This is a genomic window from Burkholderia pyrrocinia (assembly GCF_001028665.1).
GTDB classification, from domain to species: Bacteria; Pseudomonadota; Gammaproteobacteria; order Burkholderiales; family Burkholderiaceae; genus Burkholderia; species Burkholderia pyrrocinia.
On record NZ_CP011503.1, the window covers coordinates 1,343,052 to 1,365,695 of the forward strand.

Sequence of the window (22,644 nt, forward strand, 5' to 3'; positions counted from 1 at the left end):
GGCGCGTTCCGATCGCCCGGTTTCGTGCCGAAAATCCCCTTTTTACCGGCTCGATGCGCCGTTGCAACGGTGCCTGGAGTGCCGCCTCTTCCTTGTCCGACAAGGCTTTGCGCGTGCCCGTAATCGTCCGTTACGGGACTCGCATACCCGTTTCACCTGTGTCGGCGCCCCGTGCCTAGACTCCGAACCGTATTCACATGACGCACGACACGTGCAGGGAGTCGCGAGATGAGCAAGAAACTTATTCTCGGTGCAGTTCTTGGTGTAGCGGCGCTGGCAGCCTCGGGCGTCGCATCGGCCCACGTCGACCTGTCGGTCGGCATCGGCGTGCCGGGCGTCTACGCGGCGCCGGCGCCCGTCTACGTGGCTCCGCCTCCGCCGGTCATGTACGCGCCGGTCGGCTATCGCGATGACGGTTGGCGCGACGGCTGGCGTGAGCGCGAATGGCGCGAACACGAGTGGCGTCGCCGTGAATGGCGCGAGCACGAGTGGCGCGATCGCGGCGGCTGGCGCGGCGGCCGCTGGGACTAAGCGGTTCGACTGATCACGACAAGAGGAGTGTGAACACATGATGCCCATTCGATACATCAGGCTGTGCGCGACCGCCGCCGTCGTTGCGCTCGCAACGATCGGCAACGCGCACGCGGCGGGCTGCATGAAGGGCGCGGTGGTCGGCGGTGTTGCCGGCCACTACGCCGGGCACCACGCCGTCGTCGGCGCGGTCGGCGGCTGTATCGTCGGCCACCACATGGCGAAGAAGCACGCGGAAGAGCAGGCCGCGCAGCATAAGGCCGTCGCGCAGGGCATGCAGCCGGCGCAGTAAGCGCGGTGCCGGCATGCGATCGAAGGGCGCTTCGGCGCCCTTTTTAATTGCGGCAACGCCACGCCGCTGTCGCGCGAAAACATCGTGCCGACCCGATTTGCAACCAGCGGTAACCGTGCCGCAAACGCGCAAGAATACGAATCGCTTTCACGCGGATAACGGACGGGAAATCGACGCGCGAAGCGGGCGCCGCAACGGCGCTCGCGCACGGTCTCCGGTCGATAAAAAAGGGCGGCTCGTCGCCGCCCTTCGTTTCAGCGTCCGGCGCCCGCCAGCGGCGCCGCAGGATCGAACAACGCGTCCGCGTGCCTGACGCGCACGAAGCGCGCCGCGCCGTCGCCGTCCACCAGCGCACGGAAATGCGCTTCGCCGCACGCGAGCTTTGCGCGCTCGTGCTCGCTCGGCACATTGCCGTCCGCATTCGGCGTATCGACGACGAAGTACAGCCGCTCGCCGCCGTCCTGTTCCGCGAGCACGGCCCAGTCGGGGTGATAGCTGCCGAGCGGCGTCGGCACGCGGAACCACGCGGGCAGCTTCGCGTACAGCTTCACGCCGTCGTGCGCTTCGAGCGCATCGGCGAACGCGCGCTCCGCGTCCGTCTCGCACACGACCGCTTCATGGATCGACTTCTGCGCATCGGGCCGCAGGTTGCGCAGATAGCCGGTCAGCGCCTCGCTCTCGAACGATTCGAGCGCATGCACGTGGCGTTCGCCGAGCTTGCGGTACGCGATGCCCGCGACGAGCGCGAGCCGCTTGCAGCGGTTGATCGCATCGGCCGCAACCGCGATGAACTGCTGCGGATTCACGCGGAAATCGTCGAGCCGGCCGCTGTCGGCCAGGATCGTCGCGAGCGAGCGGCGCGTAAGCTGCGTGCGGTCCTGCAGTTCGGTGAGCAGGTCGGGCAGCGGCAGCTCGCCTTCGTCGATCAGCACCGTGCCGGCGCCGGCCACCTCGACCGCCTCGATGCCGGCCTTGCCGATATCGATCTCGGCCTTGCGCCACTGCAGCCGTGCGCGCGCGATCTCCGGCGCGTCGTGCAATGCGGCCGCGCAGTCGCGCACGAGCTTCGCGTTGTCGAACTCGACGCGGTACACGGTGCGATGACGGATGCGATCCCACAGCGCGCGGAAGTCCTCGCCGAACACGACGGCCTTGCCCGACGCATCGCGCCGCAGCGCGATCGCGCGGCGCTCGTCCGCGTTGCGCACTGCAAAACGGCCCGACAGCTTGCGCAGCGTCGCGACGATCGGCGCACGCAGCATCTCGAATGCGTCCGGCAGCACGAGCGCGCTCTGGCGCAGCGCATCCTTCAGCCGGTCGAGCACCTTGCCCTGCGCGTCGACGTAGCCCTGCTCGTGCAGATGGGTCCACAGCACGCGCGACAGCTCGATGCCGAGCGCATGCGCGGGCCCGTCGCCTTCCTGCACGGGCAGCGCCGCGAACTGGTGCTCCTCGACGATGCCGAAACGGATGCCCGTATCGGCTTCGATTTCCTTCTGCAGGTTCTCCGCGAACGACTCGTAGCGCTCGGTCGCGATCACGGTGAGCGTGTTCACGCCCGCGTCGCGCACGCGTTCGCCGTCCTGGTCGACGGCGAGGCGCAGCCCGCGGCCGAGCGTCTGGCGGCGCTCGCGTTCGGTCTGGATGTCGCGCAGCGTGCAGATCTGGAACACGTTCGGGTTGTCCCAGCCTTCCTTCAGCGCCGAGTGCGAGAAGATGAACTTCAGCGGCGTGTCGAACGACAGCAGCGCTTCCTTCTCGCGCATGATGAGGCCGTACGCGCGCTCCGCGTTCTCGCGGGCCGCGGCGCTGCTCTCGCTCGTGTCGGTCCAGCCGCCCTTGCGGTCGATCGAGAAGTAGCCGTTGTGCGCGCGCCCGACTTCGAGCGCCACGTCGACGCCGTCGAACAGCGCACGGTAGGCCGGCACGCGCGCCGCACGCGCATATTCCTCTTCGAAGATCAGCGCGTAGTCGCCCTTCACGGGCATCCCGTTCTCGTCGTAGCGGCGATAGCGCTCGACCGAATCGACGAAGAACAGCGACAGCACCTTCACGCCGCGTTCCGCGAGGCGCAGCTCCTTGTCGAGATGCTCGCGGATCGTGCGGCGGATCATCTCGCGCTGCACGGCGAGCGTGTCGATGTCGCCGAACGCTTCGCCGAGCGACAGGAACGCCTCGCCTTCCGGATGGCGCAGCTCGACGTATTCGGCGCCCTTCACCGCATGCACTTCGCCGATCCGCAACCCTGCGTACAGCGCGCGCCTGGTCAGGCGTTCGAGATCGTCGCCGTCGGTGGCCGACACGATCTGGCGCTTCACGCCGGCCGTCGTCGCGACGTCGAGCTCGACGCGCGCGCTGATCGCGCCGCGCCGGTTCGACACGCCGACGAGCCGCACGTACGGCTTGTTGTGCGCATCCTCGACGATCGCCGACGCGATCTCGATCTGCTTGACGAGCTTGCGCTCGTACGCGTCGACCGCGTCGAGCCGGTACACCATGTGGTGACGGTCGACGTGCGTCGCCGAATAGCGCAGCGTGCAGAGCGGCGCCATCGCGGCCAGCGCTTCGCGGCCGCGCCCCTCGAGCCCGCCGTCGACGCTCTGCGGCTCGTCGACGATCACGATCGGCCGCGTCGCGCGGATCAGGTCGATCGGCTTCTCGCCGCCGGTCTTCTCGCTGTCCTTGTAGAGGTTGTTGATTTCCTTCTTGTTGATCGCGGCCACCGTCATCACCATGACCTGGATCGCCGCGCTCGCCGCGAAGTGGCGCACCTGGCCGAGCTTCGCGGAGTCGTACAGGAAGTAGTCGTACGGCACGCCCGCGTACAGCGCGCGGAAATGGTCCTCGGTGATCGCGAGCGTCTTGTGCACGCCTTCCTTGATCGCGATCGACGGCACGACGATCACGAACTTCGTGAAGCCGTAGCGGCGGTTCAGCTCGAAGATCGTGCGCAGGTACACGTAGGTCTTGCCGGTGCCGGTCTCCATCTCGACGGTGAAGTCGCGCGAGCCGGGCAGGCCGGACGGCGGCAGCCCGCCGCGCAACTGCACGTCGGCGAGATTGCGCGCGAGCGCGTCGTCGGTCAGCGACAGCCGGTTGCCAACGCCCTGTTCCGACACCGCGAAACCGAGCGAGCCCTGCGCGGCGGCTGTCGTGCCGGGCGCGGCGTTCGCGAGCACGCTGAAGTCGCCGCGATACGATTCCTGGCCGCGAAACAGGTCGCAGACGGCGTCGATCGCCTCGCGCTGGTAGTCGAGATCCGCTTCGAAATGCAGCCGCATCACAGGCTCCGCACGCGCTTCACGCCGTGCTGTTCGAGCAGCGCGGCGAGATTGAGCTTCGCGACGTCGTCGACGAAGCCGCTGTCGCGGAACAGGCACGTGACGTCGCGCGTCGCGCCGGTCGCGTCGAGCAACCCGACGATGCCGTCGGCGAGCGGACCCGCGTCGTCGCGCGAGATGCGCGCATCGAAGCACGCGACGATCGAGCGGCCGATCAGGTGCACGGTCTTGCCGCCGATCTGGTGATGCTCGACCGGCGTGCACAGGTCGAGGCCGAGCTTCAGCGTCAGCTCGGCGAGCAGGTCGTCCTCGGTGCGGCCGGTCTTCACGTGCTCGACGGACGCGAACAGCGCATGGTCGAAGTCGTCGCGGCGCGGGTCCCACTCGATCACGTTGGTCGTGTCGAGCCGGTACACGCGGAAGCCGAGGTCGCCATAGCTTTCCGGATAGTCGCGCGCGACCTGCTGCGCGGCGCGGCGCAGGCGCTCCTTCGTGATTTCGGCGAGCGTCGCGGGCTTCTTCAGCTTCGCGCAGAAATCGGCCGCGCTCTGCTGCGTCTTGTCGCGGCGGTCGAGCGCTTCGGGCAGTTGCACCATCACGTAGCGGCGCGCGCCGCCGTCGGTCGCGTTCACCTGCATCACCGCGTGGCCGGTCGAGCCGGAGCCCGCGAAGCAGTCGAGCACGATGTCGTCGCCGCGCGTGCACCAGCCGATCACGGCCGCCGCGAAATCGACCGGCTTCGGCAGGTCGAACGGGATCCCGAGCGTCTTCAGCAGCGCGTCGTCGGAGCCGGCGAACGGCAGCACCGACGGCACGTTCTCGTACATGTTCTCGTCGAGGTAGTAGATCCGCTGCGGCTGCGTGCTTTCGTCCGCGCCGAATTCGATCTGGCCGCGCTCGATCAGCGCCTGCATCGTCGCGGGCGGGTTGCGCCAGCCGCGCGCCGGCATCGCGCACGGCTTGCCGGTGACCGGGTGGATCAGCGGCGTGAAATACTCTTCCGGCGCCTTCTTCTTGTTCGGCCATGCCATCGACACGAGGCGGTACACGCGGCCGTCTTCCGACAGCCGGTCGTACATCACTTCGCCGCCCGACAGGTTGGTCTGCGCCTTCATCCACGCGCGGTATGCCTTCTGCGCATCCTTCGCGTTGCCGCTGCGGTACACCGCGTCGTGCGCGGCGTCGAGCATGCGCTGCGCGTTGCGCTTCGGGCGCTTGAGCGGCGCCTGTTCGAGCAGCGTCTCGGCATTGCGCGCGAACAGCACCAGCGATTCGTGCTGGTACGCGACGCCGCGCGCGTCGCCCTTCGGATTGCGCTTGTCCCACACGGCGACGCCGAGCTCGTTCTCCTCGCCGAAGATCTCGCGCAGCATCAGCACCAGCGCATGCACTTCGTGCTCGTCGATGTGCACGGCGATCAGCCCTTCGTCGGACAGCAGCGCGTGCGCGAGCTTCAGGCGCGGATACATCATGTTCAGCCAGTCGGTATGGAACCGGCCGTTCGCCTCGGTGTTGGTGCTGCGCTTCGTGCCGCCCTGGGTCTGCCCGGTCATCGCCAGGTAGTGGCGGATGCTGTCGCTGAAGTCGTCCGGATAGACGAAATCGCTGCCCGTGTTGTACGGCGGGTCGATGTAGACGAGCTTCACCTTGCCCGCGTAGCTCTTGTGCAGCAGCTTCATCACGTCGAGGTTGTCGCCCTCGATCACGAGGTGGCGCGTGTCGTCCCATGCGACGCTGTCGTCGGGGCAGGGGCGCAGCGTGCCCGTCGACGGCGTGAGCGCGGCCTGGCGCGCGCTGCGCTTGCCGTGCCAGTGAAAGCCGTAGCGCTCGTCGGCGTCGCCGACCGTGCGCTCGCCGACCAGCGCCTTCAGTACGTCGACGTCGACCGACGCGCCGTCGGGGCCTTCGGTCACGAGTTCGGGGAACAGCGCCTTCAGGCGCGCGACGTTGTCGGCGGTGAAATCCGTCGACATCGCCTGCGGGTTCGCCGCATCGAGTTTCTGCATCGTCTTTTCCATCGGAGCCCGGCCGCGCGCGCCAGGACGTCGGGCGCGCTCACGGCACCGGCGGCAATGGCCGCCCGGGCAAACCCGAAACGCTAGCGAGTCGGTCGGCGCAGGTCAAGCGCCGATGTGGGCCGGGCGTGCGTGCATCGGCCGCGATCGCCCGCCGGACGGGCCGCACGCGGTTTCGGGCCGGTTGTCGCACGGCCGGCCGGCGGCCGCTTCGCGGGCGTTCCGCGGCACCGCGGAAAGGACAAAAAAAGGGCACGGTCGGCGCAAAGCGCCGGCGTGCCCGCATGGAGAATCCCGGACGGAGGGTACGGCGGGGCCCGATGGGCCCCGCTCGAGGTCAAAAACGCGTACGAATGCCCGAAGTCAGTTCGAGCTGGTTCTTCGCGCCGAACGTCGACGCCGCCGTGTAGCCGCCATGCAGCTTCATGTAGTCGCCGGCCAGGTACACCTCGGTGCGCTTGCTCAGGTGATAGAACACCGACCCGTAGATCGTCTCCTTGAAGCCGTTGGCGACGCCGTTGGTCAGGCTGAACGCGCCGAGGTTCGCGTTCGGCGTGAAGCCGTCCGCGTTGTTCGCGGCGTTCTTGATGCGCATCTGCTGGTAGCCGAGCTCGTAGTCGAGCGCGCCCTTCGGTGCGATCTTCATCGACACCGTCCACGAATCGTCGTGGCGCTGGCCGAGCGCGCCCTGGTCGCCGTTGTAGCGGAAGTAGCCGGCATTCAGGCGCACGATGTCGAACGTGTAGTTGCCGCCGACCGAGAACGTCTGGTTCCTGAAGCCGCCGTGGTTCACGTGGTTGTAGAAGCCCGACACGTTGAACGGCCCGCCGTTGTAGCCGAGCGCGACCTGGTACGCGGAGCCGGTCGCGAACTGCGTCGAGTTGCTGAACTGGTAGCCGGCGCTCGCGAAGATGCCGTTGCTGAACAGCTTCTTCCACGCGATGCCGTTGTTGTAACGCGTGCCGGTCGGGCCGGCCGCGTAGAAGATCATCTGCTTGAAGTTGTTCGAGTTGGTCCAGCCGCCTTCCTCGGTCGTCAGCTTCGCGGAGCCGTACGGGTCGCCGTAGATCGTCGCCGCGTCGCGCGCGATGGTGTTCTGGAAGCCGGCCGTCAGCTTGCCGAAGCGTTCGTCCTCGACGCCGACCCACGCGTCGCGGTCGAAGATCTGGCCTTCGTCTTCCATCTGGCCGTTCGCGACCACGAATTCGCTTTCGAGGCGGAAGATGATCTTCGTGCCGCCGCCGATGTCTTCGGCGCCTCGCAGGCCCCAGCGGCTGCCGCTGAACCACGGCTCGCCTTCGTTGCCCATGCCGATCACGTGTTTGCCGTTCGCGTCGGCGTGGGTCCGGTAGGTCGGAAAGCTCAGGTCCATCAGGCCGTAGAGCTGCACGCTCGACTGCGCATGCGCCTGGGTGCCGGCGCACAGGCCTGCCGCCGCGATGGAAAGGGCAAGGGTTTTTCGTTTCAAGATCGTCTCCTCCGAGCTGCCGCATTGAAATCTGGTCGTTGGCAGTACGCAATGTATGCCGACTCTTGCCGGCCACAGCGAGAGGGCCGACGCGTAGCATCGTAGAGGGTGCAATCCTTCACGACGCTTTCCCGGACGCAAGAATCGGATCGGTGAAAACACCGAACGCGCAACAATCGCGGATCGGGCAGCGTGCGGGTGCGCGCCCGCCGGGCGGCCGGCAGTCTTGAAAGACGTTTCGTGCTACGAATCGAGGCTCGGGGCGGCGGAGGAACGCCCGTCAGTCCTGCGCGCTCTTCGCACGCAGGATGTAACCGAGCCCGCGCAGCGTGATGATCTCGGCCGTGCTGCCCGCGAGATGCTTGCGCAGCCGGTGGATATAGATGTCGATCGCGTCGGCGCTCGGTTCGTCGTCGAGCGCGAACACGCTGTCCATCAGCCGCGCCTTCGACACCGTCTTGTTCTGCTGCAGCATCAGCGTTTCGAGGATCGCGTGCTCGCGGCGTCGCAGCGCGAGCACCGCTTCGCCGCAGCGGAATTCGCGCGTGCCGAATGCATAGACGAGATCGCCGCACACGAGCTGCGTCGTGCCGACGCCGGCCTGCCGGCGGATCAGCGCGCGAATCCGCGCAACCAGCTCGCGCGACTCGAACGGCTTCACGACGTAATCGTCGGCGCCCGCGCCGAAGCAGTCGACCTTGTCGTCGACCGAGCCGTGCGCGGTCAGCATCAGCACCGGCACGTTGTCGTTGCGGCGCCGCAACCGCGCGAGCACTTCCTTGCCGCTGATGCCGGGCAGCCGCATGTCGAGCAGCACCGCGTCGTAGCGTTCGGTCTTCAGCACCGTGTCCGCGCGTTCGCCGTCGCCGACGCTGTCGACCGCGAAATCCTCGCCGCGCAGCAGGTTCACGATCCAGTGCGCGAGTTCGGCGTTGTCTTCGACCAGCAGGAGTTTCATGGGGACATCTCTTCAATCGTAAGCGGGCAGCCGCACGGTTACGACAATACCGCGATTGCCGGGCCCCGGCGCGAGCGACGCACTGCCGCCGTGCGCCTGCGCGATCTCGCGGACGATCGCGAGGCCAAGGCCCGAGCCTTCGGTGTCGGCCGACACGCGGTAGAACCGCTTGAACACGTGCGGCCGCGCCTCGGCCGGAATGCCGGGGCCGTTGTCGACCACGTCGAGCACGATCGCGTCGCCGTCGCGCCGCGCGGCGACCGTCACGCAGCCGCCCGGCTGCGTGTAGCGCACCGCGTTGTCGACGAGGTTCATCACCAGCGCGGTCAGCAGGCTGTCGCTGCCCGCGACGTCGAGCCGCTCGCCGAGATCGGCGCCGAGGTCGATATCGCGCCGCTGCGCGAGCACGATCGTCTCCTCCAGCACGCTCGACACCACGGCCGCGAGATCGACGCGATGGGTCAGCAGCGTCGACGGCGTCGTTTCCGCATGCGCGAGCAGCAGCAGCTTGTCGGTCACGTCGGCCATCTTGCGGCTGCTGCGCTGCATGCTGTCGAGCACCGATGCGAGTTCCGCATCGTCGTGCCCGCGCCGCTGCGCGTACTGGATCTGCGTGTCGAGCACCGCGATCGGCGTGCGCAGCTGGTGCGCGGCGTCCGCGATGAAGCGGCGCTGCGTGGCCGTATGCGTATTGAGCCGCGCGATGCACTGGTTGATCGCGTCGACGATCGGCCGCAGCTCGTGCTGCAGCCGCTCGGGGCGGATCGGCTCCAGCTCCATCGGCCCGCGGTCGGCGACATCGTCCTTCAGCTTCATCAGCGGGCGCAACTCGAAGGTGAGGCCGAGGTAGACGAGCACCACCGCGAGCATCAGCATCAGCGACAGGCGCACGAGCTGCGGCCGCCAGATCGTGTCGACCATCGCTTTGCGCGAGCGCACCGTCTTCGCGACGACGACCGTGACCGTCTCGATCTGCCCCTCGTTGTAAAGCTGGCGATCGTAGGCCGCCGCGCGCAGCGGCACGCCGTCGAGCGCCGTGTCGTACAGCGTCGGCTCGATGCCGTGCCGCGCGGGCACGTCGAGCGTTGGCGTGCCGGCGAGCAGACGGTCGTGGCCGTCGATCACCTTGTAGAACACCGAGTCGCGCGACGGCGATTCGAAGATCTCCAGCGCAGCCGGCGGCACGTCGGCGACCGGCAGCCCGTTGCGCCATTCGACGTCCTCGCCGATCGTCCGCGCGGACGCGACGAGCGCGCTGTCCTGCACGAGCCCGGCCGTGGTCCGCGCGGTGTCGTACGACATCGCACCGGCGATCAGCACGAACACCGCGAGCGGCAGCAGCAGCCACCACAGCAGCCGCCCGCGCAGGCTGTGCGCCATCCTGTTGCGCTCCTTCTCCGAAATGCCGAACCGCGCCGGGGTCGCCGGCGCGGTCGGGAGTGTCATGTCAGGCGTCCGGACGCTGCGTTCAGAACGCGGCGGGGCGCCACTTCAAGAGCCGCTTCTCGAGCCAGGTCAGCAGGTAGTCGGCGGCCAGCGCGACCACGGCCAGCACGATCATCGCCGCGAACACGCCGCTCGCGTTGAACGCGCCCTGGGCGGTGGAGATTAGCAGGCCGATGCCTTGCTTGGAACCCAGGAATTCGCCGACGACCGCACCGACCAGCGCGAAGCCGAAGCTCACGTGCAGGCTCGCGAGAATCCAGCTCAGCGCGGACGGGATCACGACCGCCGTGGTGATCTGCCGGCGCGACGCGCCGAGGATCTGCGCATTCGCGATCAGGTAGCGGTCCGCTTCGCGCACACCCTGGAACGCGTTGCCGAACACGACGAAGAACACCATCACGACGGCCAGCGCGATCTTCGACGCCATCCCGAGGCCGAGCGCGATCACGAAGATCGAGCCGAGCACGACGCGCGGAATCGAGTTCGCGATCTGGATGTAGAGGCCGAACACGTCGGCCATCAGCTTGTTGCGGCCGAGCACGATCCCGCAGATCACGCCGGCAACCGAGCCGATGATGAAGCCGATCCCGGTTTCCTCGAGCGTGACCCATACCTGCGTGAGCAGCGGGCCCTGCGACGTGCCGTTCACGAACCAGTCCTGGATCTGCGCGAAGATCAGCGACGGCATCGAGAAGAAGAACGGATCGATCCACTTGAACCGTGCGGCGAGTTCCCACCCGCCCAGCACGATCACGAGCACGGCGATCCGCAGCGTGACGATCAGGTTGCGCCGGCGGCGTAGCCGGCGTTGCGCGGCGCGCTCGTCGTCCTCGAGCGTCGTCGCCGGAATGGCGGTGGGGGGAAGCGTCATGTCGGTCATGCTCCTGTCCTTGCTGTCCTTGCCGTGCGGCGTATGCGTCAGCCGATCTGCACTTCTTCGCGCAGGTCGTGCCAGATGTCCTTGGAAATTTCGATGAAGCGCGTGTCGTAGCGAATCTCCGACGTGACGCGCGGGCGCGGCAGGTCGATCTCGTACACGCGCTTGAGCGTCGCGGGGCGCGCGGTCAGCACGAACACACGGTCGGCGAGTGCGATCGCTTCTTCGAGGTCGTGCGTGACGAACACGACCGAACCCTTGTTCGCCGACCAGAGCTGCAGCAGCTCGTCCTGCATCAGCGTGCGCGTCTGCATGTCGAGTGCGGAGAACGGCTCGTCCATCAGCAGGATTTCCGGCTGGTTGATGAAGGTCTGCGCGAGCGCGACGCGCTTGCGCATCCCGCCGGAAAGCTGGTGCGGGTAGTGCTTCGCGAACTTGTCGAGGCCGACCTTGCGGATCCATTCCTCGGCCTGCGCATACGCGACGTCCTTCGAGCGGCCGCGGAACAGCGGGCCCGCCGCGACGTTGTCGATCACGTTGCGCCACGGGAACACGGCGTCGGCCTGGAACACGAAGCCGATGCGCGGATCGATCCCGTCGACCGGGCGGCCCATCACGCGCACTTCGCCCGACACGGGCTTGAGCAGCCCGGTGATCAGGTTGAGCGTCGTCGACTTGCCGCAGCCGGTCGGCCCGACGATCGCGATGAACTCGCCGCGCGCGACGCTCATGCTGAAGTCGCGCAGCGCGACGGTGGCCTTGCCTTCCGGCGAAATGAAGCGGCACGACACGTTGCGAAACTCGATCGCCGGTGTGCTCGGGGAGACTGCCTGATTCATCGCATTCGTCCTGCGGGTGAAGAGGGCGTCGCATCGTGACGCAACGCCGGGCCGGTCAACCGGGCCGGAACGGGGAACGCGCGGCGGCGGGATCGCCGCCGCCGGCGCCGCTGCTTACTTCGCGTTCACGAAATCGTTCGTGTAGGTGCGCGCCAGGTCGATGTGCTTGCCCTTCACCGACGGGTTGAACGCCGACAGCACCTTCAGCACGGTCGCCGGGCCGTCGGCCGGCATCTTCGCGTCGGCGGTGAACATCGGCAGCGACGCCTTCAGCGCGCTCACGTACAACGCCTTGTCCTTCTGGTAGTCGGCCGGCATCTTCGCGGCGATGTCCTCGGCGCTGTGCGTGTGGATGAACTGCATCGTCTTCGCGAACGCGTGCGCGAGCTTGGTCGCCTGCTCCTTGTGCGAATCCGCCCACGCCGACTGCACGTACAGGCTCGCGGCCGGGTAGGTGCCGCCGAGCGCCGCGCGCGTGCCGTCGAGCGTGCGCAGGTCGACCAGCACCTTCGCGTCGCCCATCTTCTCGAGCGCGGACACCGTCGGTTCGGTCGTCATCCCGGCGTCGATGCGGCCCTGCTTGATCGCGGCGATGAAGCTCGCGTCGGCGCCGACCGGCAGCATCGTGTACTGCGTCGACGGCACGCCGTGCGCGAGCGCGAGGTATTGCGTGAGGAAGCTCGTCGACGAGCCGAGGCCGGTCACGCCGAGCGTCTTGCCCTTCGCGTCGGCCATCGACTTGAAGGTCGGCGCGGCCTTGGTCGACACCATCTCGACTTCACCCGGCACCTGGCCGAACACGGCGATCGCCTTGACGTCCTTGCCCTTGCTCTGCAGGTCGATCGTGTGGTCGTAGAAGCCGACGACGCCCTGCACGGCGCCCGCGAGCAGCTCGTTCTCGGCGTCGACGCCGGCCGGCTGCGACAGCAGCTCGACGTCGAGGCCTTCGGCCTTGAAGTTGCCGAGTTCCTGCGTGAGGCGTGCAGGCAGGTAGATCAGCTTCGCGATCCCGCCGACCATGATCGTGATTTTGCCGCCGTCGTCGGCAAAAGCGGGGGCAGCGGCAAGCGCGCAGCTCAGGCTGGCTGCAACGGCGAGGGTGCGCAGGATGGGTCGCATCGGGTCGTCTCCGTTCGTTGTATTCGTGGCGCGATGCTTGCTGCATCGTCACGACGAGTATAGGGAGACGAAACCTTCTGCTACCTTTCGCGGGCCGGCGATTCCTTTAGGGGTTTTCCAGCAACGGGGGGCCGGAACGGGCGGGGAACAGGGCCGGATGCCTCAGCGCCAGCCCAACAGCACCCGCCCCGTCGCATCCAGCCCCATGTCGAACAGGTGCGACACGAACGGCACGAGGTTCGGCACCATCAGCTGCACGAGCAGCAGCCCGACCAGCATCGTGACGGGAAAACCGACCTGGAACACGCCGATCTGCGGCGCCGCGCGGTTCAGGATGCCGAGCGCGAGGTTCGCGATCAAGAGCGCTGCGACCACCGGCAGCGCGAGCAGCAGCCCCATCTCGAACACGGTCGCGCCGAATGCGGCGAGCGTGCGCCAGCCTGGCGCGTGCAGCAGGTCGGCCGACACCGGCAGCGACTGGAACGACGCGGCGAGCGCGGCGAACACCTGCAGGTGGCCGTCCACCGCGAGGAATGCCAGCATCGCGACCGCGTTCAGGAAGCGCCCCATCACGGGCGTCGCGCCGCTCGTATGCGGATCGAAGAAGGTCGCGAAGCCGAGGCCCATCGACAGCCCGATGAAATCGCCGGCCGCCTCGACGGCCGCGAACACGAGCTGCATCGTGAAGCCCATCGCGACGCCGATCAGGAACTGCGTGACGACGATCCAGATGCCCTGCGCGGAGAACACGGTGACATCCGGCATCGCACCGAGCGTCGGCGCGACGACCAGCGCCATGAACGCGGCGAGGCCGATCTTCACGCGCACGGGCACTGCCGCGTGACCGACGACGGGCGCCGTCGCGACGAGCGCGAGCATCCGCACGAACGGCCACAGGAAAGCGGTGAGCCAGCCGTTGAGTTGCGCGTAGGTAACCGAGAACATCGCCGCCGGGGGTAAAGCGCGGCTCAGCCGACGCCGAGCGTCGCGACGTGCAGCAGCGTCTGCCGCAGGTAGTCGAGCATCGTCGTCAGCATCCACGGGCCGGCGATCACGAGCGTCGCGGCGACCGCGAGCAGCTTCGGGATGAACGACAGCGTCGCCTCGTTGATCTGAGTCGCGGCCTGGAACAGGCTCACGACCAGGCCGACCGCGAGCGCGACCAGCAGCAGCGGGGCGGCGAGCAGCAGGCCGACCATCATCGCGTGGTGCGCGAGGGTCATCACTTGTTCGGGCGTCATCGCGCGATTCCTCCGCTGCTTACGTGAAGCTCTGCGCGAGCGAGCCGATCAGCAGCTGCCAGCCGTCGACCAGCACGAACAGCATCAGCTTGAACGGCAGCGACACGGTGGACGGCGACACCATCATCATCCCCATCGACATCAGCACGCTCGCGACGACCATGTCGATGATCAGGAACGGGATGAAGACCGTGAAGCCGATCTGGAAACCCGTCTTCAGCTCGCTCGTGACGAACGCGGGCACGAGCAGCGACAGCGGCACGTCCTCGGGGCCCTGCATCGGCGCGGCCTTCGAGATCTTCGCGAACAGCGCGAGATCGGTCTCGCGGGTCTGCTTCAGCATGAAGGTCTTGAACGGCGCGATGCCGCGCTGCACGGCCTGCTCCATCGGCATCGTGCCGTCGGAGAACGGCTTGTAGCCGTCGTTGTACGCCCGGTCGAGCACCGGCGACATCACGAAGAAGGTAAGGAACATCGCGAGGCCGACGAGCACCTGGTTCGGCGGCGTCGTCGCGGTGCCGAGCGCCTGGCGCAGCAGCGACAGCACGATGATGATGCGCGTGAAGCTCGTCATCATCAGCACCATCGCCGGCAGGAACGACAGCATCGTGAGCAGCAGCATCGTCTGCACGCTCAGCGAATAGGTGGTGCCGCCGTGCGGGCCCGGGCTCGCGTTGAACGCGGGCAGGCCGTTCGCCTGCGCGCACGCGAGCGCGGGGGCGAGGCAAAGGATCAACACGGGCGCGAAGCGCGCCGCGCGACGCAGGAATTCGTGTTTCATCTGAATGCGGGAACGGAAAGAGGGCGCGGCGCCATGTCAGCGGTCCTTGCCGCGACCGAGCCGCTTCGCGGCTTCGCCCGCGAGCGCGTCGCGAAACCGCGAGCCGAACGTGCCGGGCAGGCCGACTTCGGACGGGGCGGCGCCGGCAGGCGCGTCGGCCGAACCCGATGTCGCGGTGGCGGTGGCCGCCGCCGGGCCGGCCGGCAGCGTATGCAGCAGCCGCACATTGCCCGGCGCGACGCCGAGCACGAGCCAGGTGTCGCCGATCTCGACGATCGTCGCGCTTTCCTTCGCACCGAGCCCGACGCTCGACACGACCTTCAGCGGGCCGCCGCGCCGCGCCGGCTGGAAGCCGAAGCGGCGCGCGAGCCACGCGCACGCGAACACGAGACCGATCACGACCCCGAGCCCGACAAGCGTCTGCAGCACCGCGCCGATGCCGAGCGACGGCGCGGCCGAGCCGACCATCACGCTCGACGCGATCGAACCGGCGTGGTTCACCGCGTTCATGTCGGCGGCGCCGGCCGGTGCGCAGGCGAACGTTGCCGCGACGGCAAGCACCGCCGCGACAGCGCTGCACACGCGGCGGCCGGGCTGCACGACGCTCACCGGTTCAGCTTCCGGATGCGTTCTGCCGGCGTGATGATGTCGGTCAGGCGGATGCCGAACTTGTCGTTGACGACCACGACCTCGCCCTGCGCGATCAGGCAGCCGTTCACGAGCACGTCCATCGGCTCGCCGGCCATGCCGTCCAGCTCGACCACCGAGCCCTGCGCGAGCTGCAGCAGGTTGCGGATCGCGATCTTCGTGCGGCCGAGCTCCACGGTCATCTTCACCGGGATGTCGAGGATCATCTCGATGTCGTTGTGCGTCGAGCTCGCCGCAGCCTTCGACAGCGGCTGGAACACGCCGGCGCCGGTCGCGCCCGGCGGCACCGGCTGATGGTTCTGCTCGGCGAGCGCGGCGGCCCAGTCGTCCATGCCAGGATCTTCTTCCGCCGCGGCCGGTGCCGCCTGCGCGTCGGCGGCCGATGCCGCGAGGGCCGCATCGGCCATCGCCTGCACGTCGTCCTCGGGCGTCTGGTTCAGCTCACTCATATCCACCTTCCTTCATCGTATCGCCCGCGCTGATCATCTTCTGCACGCGCAACGCATATTGACCATTGAAAATTCCGTAGCCGCACTCCATCACCGGCACGCCATCGACCTTCGCGGTGATCGTGTCGGCGATCTCGAGCGGCAGCACGTCGCCCGCGCGCAGGTTCAGGATCTTCTCGAACGTCGACGGGATCTCGGCGAGATTCGCGCTCAGCTCGACCTCGGCGGACTGCACCTGCTGCGACAGCACGCGCACCCAGCGGCGGTCGACTTCGAGCGCCTCGCCCTGGATCGGCGACGCGAGCACGTCGCGGATCGGCTCGACCATCGAGTACGGCATGCAGATGTGCAGCGTGCCGCCCGTCGGCCCGAACTCGATCGAGAACTGCGTGACGATCACGATCTCGTTCGGCGTCGCGACGTTCGCGAACTGCGTGTGCATCTCCGAGCGCACGAATTCGAACTGCAGCGGCCGCACGCTCTTCCATGCGGTCGTGTAGTGCTCGAACACGAGGTTCAGCAGCTTGCCGATGATCCGCTGCTCGGTGGCCGTGAAATCGCGGCCTTCGACGCGTGTGTGAAAGCGCCCGTCGCCGCCGAACAGGTTGTCGACGACGAAGAACACGAGGTTCGGGTCGAACACGAACAGCGACGTGCCGCGCAGCGGCTTCACGTGCACGAGGTTCAGGTTCGTCGGGATCGGCAGGTTGCGGGTGAATTCGCTGTACTTCTGCACCTTCACCTGGCTCACGGAGATTTCCGCCGTGCGCCGCATGAAGTTGAAGATGCCGATCCGCAGCAGGCGCGCAAAGCGGTCGTTGATGATCTCGAGGCCGGGCATCCGGCCGCGGACGATCCGCTCCTGCGTCGCGATGTTGTAGGGGCGGACGCCCGATGTGTCGCGCTGCTCGTCGACTGAATCGGTTTCGCCCGTGACGCCCTTGAGGAGGGCATCGACCTCCTCCTGGGACATGAACTCCTGGTGGCCCATGCGCGCTCCTTTCGCGGCCGCGTTACTGGACGACGAATTCGGTAAACAACACGTCGTCGACCTTCGCGCGCTGGTTGCCCGGCTGCGTCGGCTGCTCGATCAGTTCCCGCAGTTCCTTCGAGAGCGAACGTTTGCCGTCCGGCGTCGCGAGATCCTCGGGATGCTTGTTCGACAGCGCGAGCAGGATCCGGCTGCGGATCTCCGGCATCCGCGCGGTCAGTTGCTCCTGCGCCTTCGGGTCGGTGAGCTTCAGCGACAGGCCGACGCGCAGGTAATGCTGCGCGCCGTCGTCCGACTGCAGGTTCACGGTGAGCGGGTCGAGCGGGAAGAACACCGGCGCGGCAAGCGGCGCCGGCTCGGCGGGCGCGCTCGCATGGCCGACGCCTTCCTTGCTCAGGAACACGTACATGCCGCCGGCAGCGGCGGCGGCCGCGCCCAGCGCGATGACGGCGATGAGCGCGATGCGCTTGAACTTGCCGGACGAAGCCGGCTTGTCGGCGGTCGGGTTTGCGGTCGTGGAGGCCATGTGAATGCGTGCGTGATGTCTCGTAGCATGCATTGTTCGGCATCCGGGCCGAGCCCGATGGGCGGAAAAGAGGGGGGATTTGCGGCTATCTCAGCCGATTGTCGGCCGGGCGTCGGCTCGCTGCAGGGTGGGGGCAGAGGCGGAGGGCGGTCATTCCGGGCGCGGCCGGGGCGGCCCGGCATGCCCGGCGCGGGCCGTCAGATCGGCAGCAGCGTCAGCAGCGGCGCGATCAGCACCATCGCGACGCCGGCGATCATCATCGTCAGGCTCGACACGACACCTTCCTCGCTGCCGATCTCGCGCGCCTTCGCGGTGCCCACGCCGTGGGCAGCCGCGCCGAACAGCGCACCGCGTGCGAGCCGCGTGCGCATCGGCACGAGCGCGAGCACGATCTCGCCGAGCAGCATCCCGCAGATGCCGGTCGCGATCACGAACAGGGCCGTGAGGTCCTTCGGCGCGTGGATCTTGTCCGACACGGCGAGCGCGAACGGCGTCGACACCGAGCGCGTCATCAGCGAGCGCTGCAGCTCGGGCGACAGGTGCAGCAGCTTCGCGAGCAGCAGCGACCCGCACACGCCCGCGCCGATCCCGACCGCGACGCCGACCGACAACGACAGCCAGTGCCGGCGGATCAGGTCGCGATATTCATAGATCGGCACCGCGAACGCGATCGTCGCCGGGCCGAGCAGCCACATCAGCCAGCGCGTGTCGCGGAAGTAGACCGAATACGGGATGCCGGTCAGCAGGACGAGCAGCACCAGCACGCCCGGTACGAACACGAGCGGCGAGAACAGCAGCGTCTTCCTGTACGCGTAGAGCCGCTTCGACACGAAATACAGCACGACCGTCAGCACGAAGCAGCCGAACGAGATCGCGGTATTCACCCGGTCGGCGGACAGGTTCGACAGCAGGGCAGGCATGCGCGGCTCCGGCTCAGTGGGCGGTCACGGCGCTCAGGCGCGCACGGCGGCGTTCGGCGAACACGCGCTGAGCGGCGAGCCGGCGTTCGAGCTTCGCGGCGAGGTCGACCGCGACGGCCACCGCGACCATCACGAACGCGGTGCCCGCGAGCATCACCAGCGCGATGCGCCAGCCGTCCTCGCGAAACAGCCCGCCGTACTGGACGGCCGCGACGGCGGCCGGCACGAAGAACAGCAGCATGTCGGACAGCAGCCAGTTCGCGCCGTCCTTCACCCACGCGGGCGCGACGCGGCCCGAGAACAGCAGCACGAGGAGCACCGCGAGGCCGATCACGCCGGACGGAATCGGCAACCCGACCGCCCGCACGGCCCAGTCGACCGCCAGCCACAGCACGCCGAGCGCGGCGGCTTGCAGCGCGATCCGGCCCGTGCGCGTCATGCTGCCCGAAGCGGCGGGGCGGGCGGCGGCAGTAGCGGTCGGCTTGGTCATGGCAGGCTCCATACAGATATTCCGTTGATGATGTGAGTATAGGGTTTCCCCTAACCATAAATAAAATGACTTGTCTCTATCCTTTACATTCCAATTCGGAATTCGGTTTGCAATCGTTGCACCAATGTGGGGAGTTTTCGATGGAATTGCGCGCGCTGCGGTACTTCGTCGAGGTGGTCCGCCAGCAGAGCTTCACCGCGGCGGCCGACAAGCTGTTCGTGACCCAGCCGACCATCAGCAAGATGGTGAAGGCGCTCGAGGACGAGATCGGTTCGCCGCTGCTGCTGCGCGACGGCCGGCAGATGGTGCTGACCGACGCGGGGCGGATCGTGTTCCAGCGCGGCCAGGACGTGCTTGCCGCGCAGGCGCAGCTGCAGTCGGAGCTGAACGATCTCGGCACGCTCGGGCGCGGCGAGCTGACGATCGGGGTCCCGCCGCTCGGCGGCTCGCTGTTCACGCCGATCATCGCCGCGTACAAGCAGCGTTATCCGAACATCGAGCTGAAGCTGTTCGAGCAGGGCGCGCGGATGATCGAGGCGGCGCTGATGTCGGGCGAGCTGGAGCTGGGCGGGCTGCTGGAGCCGGTCGATCCCGCCACGTTCGACGTGCTGCCGATGGTGCGCGCGCCGCTGTGGCTGGTCGCGCCGCGCGAGTCGCGCTGGGAGGATCATGCAGCCGTGCCGCTCGCGGATCTCGCGCGCGAGTCGTTCGTGTTCTATGCGGAAAGCCTCGCGCTGCACGACGCGGTGCTCGATGCGTGCCGGAAGGTGGGCTTCACGCCGTCGATCGTGAGCCGCAGCGGCCATTGGGATTTCATGGCTGCGCTCGTGCATGCGGGGGTCGGTATCGCGCTGCTGCCGGAGCCTTATTGTCGACGGCTCGACGTGGGGCAGTTCACGTGCCGGCCGATCGTCGAGCCGGAGATCACGTGGGCGATCGCGCTGGGCTGGCTGAAGAAGGGCTATCTGTCGCACGCGGCGCGCGCGTGGCTGGAAGTGGCACGGGCGACGCTGCCGGTCGCGCCCGTCGACGATCTCGCGTTCGGCGGGTTGCGGGCGAGGGAGTGACGGCCGAACGCGGCACGTGGTCAGACGTGCCTGACGGCACCCGAATCAGCAGGCCGGGTCTGTGCCGAGCCGCAACATCATGCGTCGCCGTTGAATAACTGCCTGACTGTAGCGTCGCCCATCGCGTCGAAATCGTCAGGGATACGCATCCGCCCCTTCATGAAGCCGATTCGGGTCAGCAGAGCGGATTCGTGCGTATCGACAGGCACGACCTTGGCGAGTGACTTGCCGCCTTTCGTGATCACGAAGGGTTCGCCGGTATGGACGGCTGCGTCAATCAGTTGCTCCAGATTCGTCTTCGCGTCACGTATGTCGTAGGTTTGCATCGCATTTCCAGGATGAGCCAGGCTCAAACGCCCCTGTTAGCCCGGCCAACCGGGCGATACCGGGCAGATTACGCCATTCGCGACGCTACCCCTGCCATCAATGCCCCATCGCCGGCCCCGCGCCCTTCCTCGGCTTCGTGATCCACACGAGCGCCGCGAGCGCGATGAACATCACCGCCGACAGGTGGAAGAAGTCGTTGGTCGCCATCATGAAGCCCTGCTGCGTGACGAGCTGGTTGAGCTGCGCATTGGCCGTCTGCCCGACGATGCCGAGCTGCGCGAGCGCGCCCTGGTAGTCGGTCGTGTTCTGCGCGTAGACGCTGACCGATTCCGAGAGCCGCGCATGGTGGTAGATCGCGTCGTTTTCCCAGAACGTCGAGCTGGCCGCGGTGCCGATCGCGCCCGACAGCGTGCGCAGGAAGTTCGACAGCCCGGATGCGCTCGCGAGCCGCTCGTCGGAGATGCTCGACAGCGTGATGGTCGTCATCGGCACGAAGAAGCACGCGACGCCGATCCCCTGCACGAGCCGCGGCAGGATCACGTGGTTGAACGGCACGTCGAGCGTAAACGTCGCGTTCCACAGCGACACGCCCGCGAACACGATGAATGCGAAGCTCGCGACCATCCGCAGGTCGAGCCGGTGCATGTTGCGGCCGATCAGCGGCGACAGCACGAGCGCGAGCAGCCCGACCGGCGCGGTCGCGAGGCCGGCCTTGCCGGCCGTGTAGCCCATCACCGTCTGCAGCCAAAGCGGGAAGATCACGACCGAGCCGAAGAACGCCATGAAGCCGAACGAGATGATCAGCGCCCCGAGCGCGAAATTGCGATCCTTGAACAGCGAAAGGTCAACGACGGGCTCCTTCTCGGTCGCCTCCCACACGAGCATGAACGCGAGCGACACGACCGCGATCAACGCGAGCGCGACGATGAACGACGAGTTGAACCAGTCGCGGTCCTTGCCGAGGTCGAGCATCATCTGCAGGCACGACACGCCGATCACGAGCAGTGCGAGGCCGACCGCGTCGATCCGCTGCTTCGTCGTCTTCGTCTCGCGGCCGCGCAGCAGGAAGTACGCGCAGACCGCCGAAAAGATGCCGATCGGCAGGTTGATGTAGAAGATCCACGGCCACGTGTAGTTGTCGCTGATCCAGCCGCCCAGCAGCGGGCCGAAGATCGGCGCGACGATCACCGTCATCGCCCATAACCCGAGCGCGAGCCCGCGCTTCGCGGGCGGGTAGCTACGCATCAGGATCGTCTGCGACAGCGGCACCATCGGCCCCGACACGAGGCCCTGCAACAGCCGGAACGCGATCAGCGTCTCGAAGTTGGTCGCGAAGCCGCACAGCGCCGACGCGATCGTGAACGCGAGCACCGACAGCGTGAACAGCCGCACCTCGCCGACCCGCCGCGCGAGCCAGCCGGTCAGCGGCACCGCGATCGCGGACGCGACCGAGTACGACGAAATCACCCACGTGCCTTCGCTCGTCGCGACGCCGAGGCTGCCCGAGATGGTCGGCACCGCGACGTTCGCGATCGACGTGTCGAGCACTTCCATGAAGGTGCCGAGCGCGAGCCCGACGGTGAGCAGCGCGAGCGCGCCGCCGGTCAGCGGCGCGGGTTCGGCGGCGGGGGAGGCGGCGGATGCCGTGGTGGCGGACATCGGAATCTCCTAGACGCGGCGCGCGCGACGCGCCGGCACAACGCACGGGTACGCGACGCAGCGCGGCCCGGCCGGGTGGAACGGATCAGGAAAGAAACGGAGCGCGTGCACGGTCATCTTCTGCCCAGACAGAGAAATAAGCGACTGCTTAACCTAGACATGAGGCCTCCGCGCACATCAGCAGTCGGGCTCGTCGGGCTTCGGGCAACCGGCCGTGCCGGGCCCGTTGGCGATGAAGCGCTGCAGCAGGCCGGTGAGCGTCGCGAGTTCGTCGGCCGAGAAACCGTCGAGCTGCGCGTTGAGCGCGGTCGCGATCAGCGACGGCAGCGCGCGGGCCGCGTCGGCGCCGCGTTCGGTCAGCGTCAGCTCGATCATCCGGCGGTCCTGCTCGCTGCGCGAGCGCGCGACCAGCCCCTTGCGTTCGAGCCGGTCGAGCATGCGTGTCATCGAACCGCTGTCGTACGACATCTTGCGGGACAGCTCGAACGGCGTGCGCGCATAACCTCGCGACAGCAGCAGGATCACGCCGATCTGCTGCGCGGTGAGGTCGAGCGGCTCGAGCGCGCGGTCCATCCGCTCGACGAGCGCCTGCTTCGCCTTCGACAGGTAATAGCCGAGGCTCGTTTCCAGCGCGATGTTCTCGGGATCGTAGAGGCCGCCGGTCATACGATTGCGCACGCAGCAATAGTGCGTTTCAGGTTAAAACGCGCCCAGTATCT

General features: G+C 67.7%; 23 protein-coding genes. 3 read left to right on the forward strand and 20 right to left on the reverse strand.

The window, feature by feature from the left end:
* The first annotated feature begins 228 nt into the window (after window positions 1-228).
* Window positions 229-531 (forward strand): hypothetical protein, encoded by a 303-nt coding sequence (locus tag ABD05_RS06175; protein ID WP_047899400.1) that lies wholly within the window; start codon window positions 229-231, stop codon window positions 529-531.
* 37 nt (window positions 532-568) lie between these two features.
* On the forward strand, window positions 569-823 hold the full coding sequence (locus ABD05_RS06180) for a glycine zipper 2TM domain protein (protein WP_047899401.1): 255 nt from the start codon (window positions 569-571) through the stop codon (window positions 821-823).
* 254 nt (window positions 824-1,077) lie between these two features.
* On the opposite strand, the gene ABD05_RS06185 is transcribed toward ABD05_RS06180, so the two are convergent.
* The 17 genes from ABD05_RS06185 to ABD05_RS06260 form a co-directional block, all read right to left on the reverse strand.
* A complete protein-coding gene (locus ABD05_RS06185) occupies window positions 1,078-4,104 on the reverse strand; it encodes a type III restriction-modification system endonuclease (protein WP_047899402.1) in 3,027 nt (1,008 codons plus the stop codon).
* The gene (locus tag ABD05_RS06190; RefSeq protein WP_047899403.1) at window positions 4,104-6,122 is read right to left on the reverse strand and encodes a site-specific DNA-methyltransferase; all 2,019 of its coding nucleotides are present in this window, start codon (window positions 6,120-6,122) and stop codon (window positions 4,104-4,106) included. Before ABD05_RS06190 ends, ABD05_RS06185 begins: the two co-directional genes overlap by 1 nt.
* Window positions 6,123-6,456: 334 nt before the next feature.
* The gene (locus ABD05_RS06195; RefSeq protein WP_047899404.1) at window positions 6,457-7,587 is read right to left on the reverse strand and encodes a porin; all 1,131 of its coding nucleotides are present in this window, start codon (window positions 7,585-7,587) and stop codon (window positions 6,457-6,459) included.
* Between the two features lie 280 nt (window positions 7,588-7,867).
* Entirely contained in the window at window positions 7,868-8,545 is a 678-nt protein-coding gene (locus ABD05_RS35275; protein WP_053059928.1) for a response regulator, read from the reverse strand.
* A gap of 12 nt (window positions 8,546-8,557) precedes the next feature.
* Window positions 8,558-9,925: a sensor histidine kinase gene (locus ABD05_RS06200; protein ID WP_047899405.1), complete on the reverse strand. Its 1,368-nt coding sequence runs from the start codon at window positions 9,923-9,925 to the stop codon at window positions 8,558-8,560.
* An 88-nt stretch (window positions 9,926-10,013) separates the two neighbouring features.
* Complete coding sequence (locus ABD05_RS06205; RefSeq protein WP_141684890.1) at window positions 10,014-10,871, reverse strand: ABC transporter permease; 858 nt, start codon at window positions 10,869-10,871, stop codon at window positions 10,014-10,016.
* Between the two features lie 38 nt (window positions 10,872-10,909).
* On the reverse strand, window positions 10,910-11,707 hold the full coding sequence (locus tag ABD05_RS06210; protein WP_047899406.1) for an ABC transporter ATP-binding protein: 798 nt from the start codon (window positions 11,705-11,707) through the stop codon (window positions 10,910-10,912).
* Window positions 11,708-11,821: 114 nt separating this feature from the next.
* On the reverse strand, window positions 11,822-12,826 hold the full coding sequence (locus ABD05_RS06215) for an ABC transporter substrate-binding protein (protein WP_047899407.1): 1,005 nt from the start codon (window positions 12,824-12,826) through the stop codon (window positions 11,822-11,824).
* A 162-nt stretch (window positions 12,827-12,988) separates the two neighbouring features.
* Window positions 12,989-13,771: a flagellar biosynthetic protein FliR gene (gene fliR / locus ABD05_RS06220; RefSeq protein ID WP_047899408.1), complete on the reverse strand. Its 783-nt coding sequence runs from the start codon at window positions 13,769-13,771 to the stop codon at window positions 12,989-12,991.
* Window positions 13,772-13,794: 23 nt separating this feature from the next.
* Window positions 13,795-14,067: a flagellar biosynthesis protein FliQ gene (gene fliQ, locus ABD05_RS06225; protein ID WP_047899409.1), complete on the reverse strand. Its 273-nt coding sequence runs from the start codon at window positions 14,065-14,067 to the stop codon at window positions 13,795-13,797.
* A gap of 19 nt (window positions 14,068-14,086) precedes the next feature.
* Complete coding sequence (gene fliP, locus ABD05_RS06230; protein WP_047899410.1) at window positions 14,087-14,848, reverse strand: flagellar type III secretion system pore protein FliP; 762 nt, start codon at window positions 14,846-14,848, stop codon at window positions 14,087-14,089.
* Between the two features lie 36 nt (window positions 14,849-14,884).
* On the reverse strand, window positions 14,885-15,457 hold the full coding sequence (gene fliO / locus ABD05_RS06235) for a flagellar biosynthetic protein FliO (protein WP_047899411.1): 573 nt from the start codon (window positions 15,455-15,457) through the stop codon (window positions 14,885-14,887).
* A complete protein-coding gene (fliN, locus tag ABD05_RS06240) occupies window positions 15,454-15,945 on the reverse strand; it encodes a flagellar motor switch protein FliN (protein ID WP_047899412.1) in 492 nt (163 codons plus the stop codon). Before fliN ends, fliO begins: the two co-directional genes overlap by 4 nt.
* Window positions 15,938-16,936: a flagellar motor switch protein FliM gene (fliM, locus tag ABD05_RS06245; RefSeq protein WP_047899413.1), complete on the reverse strand. Its 999-nt coding sequence runs from the start codon at window positions 16,934-16,936 to the stop codon at window positions 15,938-15,940. Before fliM ends, fliN begins: the two co-directional genes overlap by 8 nt.
* Window positions 16,937-16,958: 22 nt before the next feature.
* Entirely contained in the window at window positions 16,959-17,495 is a 537-nt protein-coding gene (fliL, locus tag ABD05_RS06250) for a flagellar basal body-associated protein FliL (RefSeq protein WP_047899414.1), read from the reverse strand.
* A gap of 164 nt (window positions 17,496-17,659) precedes the next feature.
* Window positions 17,660-18,382: an LrgB family protein gene (locus tag ABD05_RS06255; RefSeq protein WP_047899415.1), complete on the reverse strand. Its 723-nt coding sequence runs from the start codon at window positions 18,380-18,382 to the stop codon at window positions 17,660-17,662.
* Between the two features lie 13 nt (window positions 18,383-18,395).
* Window positions 18,396-18,872 carry a CidA/LrgA family protein gene (locus ABD05_RS06260; RefSeq protein ID WP_047899416.1) on the reverse strand — a complete coding sequence of 159 codons (477 nt, stop codon included), beginning with the start codon at window positions 18,870-18,872 and terminating at the stop codon, window positions 18,396-18,398.
* 140 nt (window positions 18,873-19,012) lie between these two features.
* On the opposite strand from ABD05_RS06260, the gene ABD05_RS06265 reads away from it, so the two are divergent.
* Complete coding sequence (locus ABD05_RS06265) at window positions 19,013-19,939, forward strand: LysR family transcriptional regulator (protein ID WP_047899417.1); 927 nt, start codon at window positions 19,013-19,015, stop codon at window positions 19,937-19,939.
* A gap of 77 nt (window positions 19,940-20,016) precedes the next feature.
* Here the strand turns inward: ABD05_RS06265 and ABD05_RS06270 are convergent, their stop codons facing one another.
* The 3 genes from ABD05_RS06270 to ABD05_RS06280 all read right to left on the reverse strand — a co-directional run bounded on the left by ABD05_RS06270 (window position 20,017) and on the right by ABD05_RS06280 (window position 22,591).
* Window positions 20,017-20,265, reverse strand: coding sequence for a type II toxin-antitoxin system Phd/YefM family antitoxin (locus ABD05_RS06270; RefSeq protein WP_047899418.1), 249 nt, complete (start codon window positions 20,263-20,265; stop codon window positions 20,017-20,019).
* 97 nt (window positions 20,266-20,362) lie between these two features.
* Complete coding sequence (locus ABD05_RS06275) at window positions 20,363-21,925, reverse strand: DHA2 family efflux MFS transporter permease subunit (RefSeq protein WP_047899419.1); 1,563 nt, start codon at window positions 21,923-21,925, stop codon at window positions 20,363-20,365.
* Window positions 21,926-22,102: 177 nt separating this feature from the next.
* On the reverse strand, window positions 22,103-22,591 hold the full coding sequence (locus tag ABD05_RS06280; RefSeq protein ID WP_047899420.1) for a MarR family winged helix-turn-helix transcriptional regulator: 489 nt from the start codon (window positions 22,589-22,591) through the stop codon (window positions 22,103-22,105).
* Between the last annotated feature and the right edge of the window lie 53 nt (window positions 22,592-22,644).

Coding starts and splice junctions, on each gene's coding strand:
- ABD05_RS06175 (WP_047899400.1), top strand. CDS start 229: ATGAGCAAGAAACTTATTCTCGGTGCAGTTCTTGGTGTAGCGGCGCTG.
- ABD05_RS06180 (WP_047899401.1), top strand. CDS start 569: ATGATGCCCATTCGATACATCAGGCTGTGCGCGACCGCCGCCGTCGTT.
- ABD05_RS06185 (WP_047899402.1), bottom strand. CDS start 4,104: ATGCGGCTGCATTTCGAAGCGGATCTCGACTACCAGCGCGAGGCGATC.
- ABD05_RS06190 (WP_047899403.1), bottom strand. CDS start 6,122: ATGGAAAAGACGATGCAGAAACTCGATGCGGCGAACCCGCAGGCGATG.
- ABD05_RS35275 (WP_053059928.1), bottom strand. CDS start 8,545: ATGAAACTCCTGCTGGTCGAAGACAACGCCGAACTCGCGCACTGGATC.
- ABD05_RS06200 (WP_047899405.1), bottom strand. CDS start 9,925: ATGGCGCACAGCCTGCGCGGGCGGCTGCTGTGGTGGCTGCTGCTGCCG.
- ABD05_RS06205 (WP_141684890.1), bottom strand. CDS start 10,871: ATGACCGACATGACGCTTCCCCCCACCGCCATTCCGGCGACGACGCTC.
- ABD05_RS06210 (WP_047899406.1), bottom strand. CDS start 11,707: ATGAATCAGGCAGTCTCCCCGAGCACACCGGCGATCGAGTTTCGCAAC.
- ABD05_RS06215 (WP_047899407.1), bottom strand. CDS start 12,826: ATGCGACCCATCCTGCGCACCCTCGCCGTTGCAGCCAGCCTGAGCTGC.
- fliR (WP_047899408.1), bottom strand. CDS start 13,771: ATGTTCTCGGTTACCTACGCGCAACTCAACGGCTGGCTCACCGCTTTC.
- fliQ (WP_047899409.1), bottom strand. CDS start 14,067: ATGACGCCCGAACAAGTGATGACCCTCGCGCACCACGCGATGATGGTC.
- fliP (WP_047899410.1), bottom strand. CDS start 14,848: ATGAAACACGAATTCCTGCGTCGCGCGGCGCGCTTCGCGCCCGTGTTG.
- fliN (WP_047899412.1), bottom strand. CDS start 15,945: ATGAGTGAGCTGAACCAGACGCCCGAGGACGACGTGCAGGCGATGGCC.
- fliM (WP_047899413.1), bottom strand. CDS start 16,936: ATGGGCCACCAGGAGTTCATGTCCCAGGAGGAGGTCGATGCCCTCCTC.
- fliL (WP_047899414.1), bottom strand. CDS start 17,495: ATGCATGCTACGAGACATCACGCACGCATTCACATGGCCTCCACGACC.
- ABD05_RS06255 (WP_047899415.1), bottom strand. CDS start 18,382: ATGCCTGCCCTGCTGTCGAACCTGTCCGCCGACCGGGTGAATACCGCG.
- ABD05_RS06260 (WP_047899416.1), bottom strand. CDS start 18,872: ATGACCAAGCCGACCGCTACTGCCGCCGCCCGCCCCGCCGCTTCGGGC.
- ABD05_RS06265 (WP_047899417.1), top strand. CDS start 19,013: ATGGAATTGCGCGCGCTGCGGTACTTCGTCGAGGTGGTCCGCCAGCAG.
- ABD05_RS06270 (WP_047899418.1), bottom strand. CDS start 20,265: ATGCAAACCTACGACATACGTGACGCGAAGACGAATCTGGAGCAACTG.
- ABD05_RS06275 (WP_047899419.1), bottom strand. CDS start 21,925: ATGTCCGCCACCACGGCATCCGCCGCCTCCCCCGCCGCCGAACCCGCG.
- ABD05_RS06280 (WP_047899420.1), bottom strand. CDS start 22,591: ATGACCGGCGGCCTCTACGATCCCGAGAACATCGCGCTGGAAACGAGC.